Below are 3763 nucleotides of genomic sequence, written 5' to 3' on the forward strand. Positions count from 1 at the left end.
CAGGAATTTCTTTGGGTGCTTCAATTCTGATTTTTACTTGATTCCTTTGAATGCTTAATACTGTTATTACGATATCGTCACCTATCATAATTTTTTCTTGTGGGCGGCGAGCTAGAGTTAACATTTTTGTCTCCTTGATCATATTATGCTGATTTACCTTTTTATTTTTACTTTTGAATAGTGTTATCTTTGAAAGCTCCTACATAAACTAAGAAGGAAGTATTATGTCCGTTTATTCGAATTTATTTATCGAAATTCAAAAAGCTATTTTCCCCGCGTATGGCGCCTTCTACACCAGCCAAAACATGATTTCTAAGGATGATCCTGATAGCGCCAAAATACATTCTTATTTAATTTTATTGCTTGAAATAGTTAGCTATGAATACCGAAAACAGCATGCAACAATATTTGAGCCGTTAAGAGGTGACAAGGCTCTTAAGCATTTACTGTTTACTCGGTATCAAGTTTCCCTTCGGGAACTGGAAGCCAATCCGCTCGAATGGATTGTTTTTGCTCTCCTGAAAGACCTTGCCCCGGAAAATCTACCTCAGAAAGCCCAAAACTACGTAAATGGCTTAAAGCTGAACAAAGACGCATCTGGCATTGATTGGAATCTAAAAGTAAATTGGATTCTTGGTTCAGGTGAACGGACTCTGAAAAAGGCTGATGAGCAACAAGAGAATTAATTTCAAGTTCCAATGAATCTACTGCTTTCGATACAATACAAAGTGCTCTTTCACGGCGATTAAGTGTATTAAGTTCATTTTGAAGCCATGCAATAAGTTCATAAAGATTTAAATTAGCAGCGTAAATAAAAGGTTTGTCGCCACAGGGTAGCGATTGCTGCCCTTTAATTTGGTTATTGTTTATCTCAGTCACCAAAGTATTATTGATATTAGTTACTGGCTTTTTCATTTTTATACCCTCAGAATTAATATTGTTTATTTGAAATGAACTGGAGTTGGTTAATAGCTATAGTGAGCTAATTCTCGAATGCCACGGCGCTTGGATAATGCTAGCTGAATGCTCATTTTACGCATTGCATGATCACCATTGTTTCGATAATAAACAGCAGACTGGCGATGATGCTTTAGATATGCACGCAATTCGTTAATAAATTCGATATCCATATTTATACCCTCAGAATTAAATTGTTTATTTCAGTTACGATTAACTATTTGACCCATCCAGCCATAAATTACATATGTGGGAGTCAATAACCTTTTTGCTTCCTGTTCATCGTGCGCTTGAGCTTTAATACATATAGGGCGTGTTTGTTTCATGTTGGAACGCTCAATGGCTGCAAAGATAAAAGTTTTCATGATTTATGTTCACTCGACGTTTAATGATACTTTAGTTTCTAGACTCAATGTAACTATAGTATCTTTCAGTGTCAAGCCATTTTGATACTTTAGATTCTTTTTATGGTAAAAAAAACCGACTTCCGTCGGTTCTTATTGATTGTAAACTAAAAAATATCCCATCTTGCATCTACTACAACGCCAATAATTTCTATACTGCCATCCATTTTTATCATCTGGTAACTTGGGTTTAGAGGCTTGAGATATTCTCTTCCTACATCTACAACATACTTTTTAAATGTTGCCTCACCACTATCCCTCACTTCTGCTATGACATAACATCCCGGATATGGGTCTTTTTCTGGATTAACCAAGATACTCATTCCTTCGGGGAACGTAATGCCAGAAGGGGCTGTCATAGAGTCACCTTTCACATCCAGCCAGTAACCTCGTTCTCCGGCACATTTGATTGAATCGTACCAATTTTCTATATCATACACACTGTAATCATCACCATTACGCGCAAAAGCCCCAGCTTGTATCCAATTGATTTTTGGATATCTATATCTGTATGTAGGTTGCCTTGAGGGACATATATTCTCTGGAGGTAGGTCGACATTATTTGCGGTTTTGTGTCCTGATAGTTCATCTAACCCAGGGATTTCATACTGTATGTCTTGGCCTGTTTGCAACCAAATAGGATCGACTTTTAATGCCTTGGCTATCTTAAATAACGTAGTCGCATTAAATGTTTTTGTTAAGCCCTGCTCTGCTTTGCTTATGGCTACTCTTGTTACCTTTGCTCTATCAGCTAACTCTTGCTGAGTTAACTCAAGCTTCTTTCTGCGTTCGAGCAATCTCACTGCAAGATTAGCCGCATCTTTTACGGTTTTTATGTCTTTCATGTATCACTCTCCATCACTGTAGGTGGAAACTAAAGTAGCATTTTTAATTGATACTTTGGGTTCTTTTTGATAGATTGATTTGATACTATAGTTACATTGTAGGTCATCAAATGAATCTGTATGAAATATTAAAAAATATTTACAAAACGAATGCCGCTATTGGCCATGCATTCCCAAGGAAAGGTAAACCAAGAAGCAGTCAGGCAGTGGGTAAATGGAAAAAACGTGGTGTACCAGAGGATGTGGCGATTCTTTGTCATATCAACCCCGATATTCCGTACAAGCACGAACTACGCCCCGATCTGCCTAAAGTGTTTCCACCGCCCGTAGAGCACAACAATGTTTCCTAATTTCACCAAGGTCACCATGCCATCGCATTTCTACCCTGACGATGGCACATGGATTCAGGAGGTGCTGGCAAAACTGCGGGCAAGCACACGGGCGAAGATCACTGCTCAGTATTCAGAAGTGTATCAGTCAGCATGGGATAACGAGCCAGTGTCATACCGCAAAGACAATGCAGCCAGACGGGCGGCAAATATCCGGCTCAGGGAATTTGTCACGAAGTATGAGAGAGCGGCACAGGGGTACACAGCGGAGCCGATGGGAGTAACAACATGTCCAGTTTAATTCTAAGTGCGTACTCGTTGATAAGTACATTCATGTATCAGTTAGGCAGTACATCGGGGAAGAGGGGAAAACTTTCTAGGGGGGTAAGGGGGGTGATCTTTGAAAGGGGGTGTTAGGGAAGGCACAGCCAAAGGAAGAACTCAGATCTTATATATAGATCACTATAGGGATATCAAAATCACACAGACGCTTAGACGTCCAAATGGGAAAAATAAAAAGGCCTTTTCTCTGGCAGTGGAAATTATTCAAGTGAGGGTATCAATGTTAAATGAGAATGGAAATGTAAGAGGGTGCAAGAAACTGAACAGCCAAACTTTGCAGGGTGCAACTGCTCAGGCTCTTGCGATAGGTAATACAGATGCGGTTACCTGCGCGAATTATCACACGGCAGCACAGAAAAATAAACAGGGAGTAACATCATGCTAGAAATTACCCCCAACTTTGCACAGGAGCGCAGCTTAAGCCTGTTGCGGCAGTACTGGAAACAACACCGTACTTTCATGGTGTACAGCCCAACCGGTTCAGGCAAGACCGGACTGGCGGCCTTTATCACTGACGGTTATGTCTCTCGTGGAAAGCGTGTCATGTTCTGTGTGCCGTATACGATCCTCGTAGACCAGACGGCAACCCGCTTTATTGAGTATGGCCTGCCAGAAGATGAAATCAGTTATGTCTGGCGTGACCACCCGAATTATGACCCAACACTGCTCATTCAGATCGCGTCAGCCGATACCATTATCCGCCGTGAGTTTCCTGACAATATCGACTTGTTAATCATTGACGAGGCGCACTTGCGCCGTAAGCGGATGCTGGAATTTATCCGTGACAGTGACATACCCGTAGTTGGGTTGTCGGGCACACCCTTTGCGCCGTTCTTGGGGACTTACTACGAAAAACTGATTAAGCCCACCACCATGAAGGAACTGA

At 41.1% G+C, this 3763-nt stretch carries 9 protein-coding genes; 5 read left to right on the forward strand and 4 right to left on the reverse strand.

Annotated elements, in window-relative coordinates; translation table 11 throughout:
* Window positions 1–142, reverse strand: a 142-nt coding sequence (locus AAC854_RS24440; RefSeq protein ID WP_422824123.1) for a carbon storage regulator, incomplete at its 3' end; no start/stop codon positions are given.
* An 82-nt stretch (window positions 143–224) separates the two neighbouring features.
* On the opposite strand from AAC854_RS24440, the gene AAC854_RS24445 reads away from it, so the two are divergent.
* Complete coding sequence (locus AAC854_RS24445) at window positions 225–686, forward strand: ECs1072 family phage-associated protein (protein WP_422824121.1); 462 nt, start codon at window positions 225–227, stop codon at window positions 684–686.
* 279 nt (window positions 687–965) lie between these two features.
* On the opposite strand, the gene AAC854_RS21680 is transcribed toward AAC854_RS24445, so the two are convergent.
* The 3 genes from AAC854_RS21680 to AAC854_RS21685 all read right to left on the reverse strand — a co-directional run bounded on the left by AAC854_RS21680 (window position 966) and on the right by AAC854_RS21685 (window position 2206).
* The gene (locus AAC854_RS21680) at window positions 966–1130 is read right to left on the reverse strand and encodes a hypothetical protein (RefSeq protein ID WP_340618906.1); all 165 of its coding nucleotides are present in this window, start codon (window positions 1128–1130) and stop codon (window positions 966–968) included.
* A 30-nt stretch (window positions 1131–1160) separates the two neighbouring features.
* Window positions 1161–1322 carry a host cell division inhibitor Icd-like protein gene (locus tag AAC854_RS24450; protein ID WP_422824122.1) on the reverse strand — a complete coding sequence of 54 codons (162 nt, stop codon included), beginning with the start codon at window positions 1320–1322 and terminating at the stop codon, window positions 1161–1163.
* Between the two features lie 146 nt (window positions 1323–1468).
* Window positions 1469–2206 (reverse strand): LexA family protein, encoded by a 738-nt coding sequence (locus tag AAC854_RS21685; protein ID WP_340618907.1) that lies wholly within the window; start codon window positions 2204–2206, stop codon window positions 1469–1471.
* Between the two features lie 110 nt (window positions 2207–2316).
* Between AAC854_RS21685 and AAC854_RS21690 the strand changes: the two genes are divergently transcribed.
* The 4 genes from AAC854_RS21690 to AAC854_RS21705 form a co-directional block, all read left to right on the forward strand.
* A complete protein-coding gene (locus AAC854_RS21690) occupies window positions 2317–2556 on the forward strand; it encodes a hypothetical protein (RefSeq protein ID WP_340618908.1) in 240 nt (79 codons plus the stop codon).
* Window positions 2546–2836: a hypothetical protein gene (locus AAC854_RS21695; RefSeq protein ID WP_340618909.1), complete on the forward strand. Its 291-nt coding sequence runs from the start codon at window positions 2546–2548 to the stop codon at window positions 2834–2836. Before AAC854_RS21690 ends, AAC854_RS21695 begins: the two co-directional genes overlap by 11 nt.
* A gap of 99 nt (window positions 2837–2935) precedes the next feature.
* On the forward strand, window positions 2936–3262 hold the full coding sequence (locus AAC854_RS21700) for a hypothetical protein (RefSeq protein WP_340618910.1): 327 nt from the start codon (window positions 2936–2938) through the stop codon (window positions 3260–3262).
* Window positions 3256–3763 (forward strand): DEAD/DEAH box helicase (locus tag AAC854_RS21705; RefSeq protein WP_340618911.1); only part of this gene is annotated, 508 nt, incomplete at its 3' end. The genes AAC854_RS21700 and AAC854_RS21705, both read left to right, overlap by 7 nt.

Source organism: Xenorhabdus entomophaga (assembly GCF_037996725.1).
Lineage (GTDB): Bacteria > Pseudomonadota > Gammaproteobacteria > Enterobacterales > Enterobacteriaceae > Xenorhabdus > Xenorhabdus khoisanae.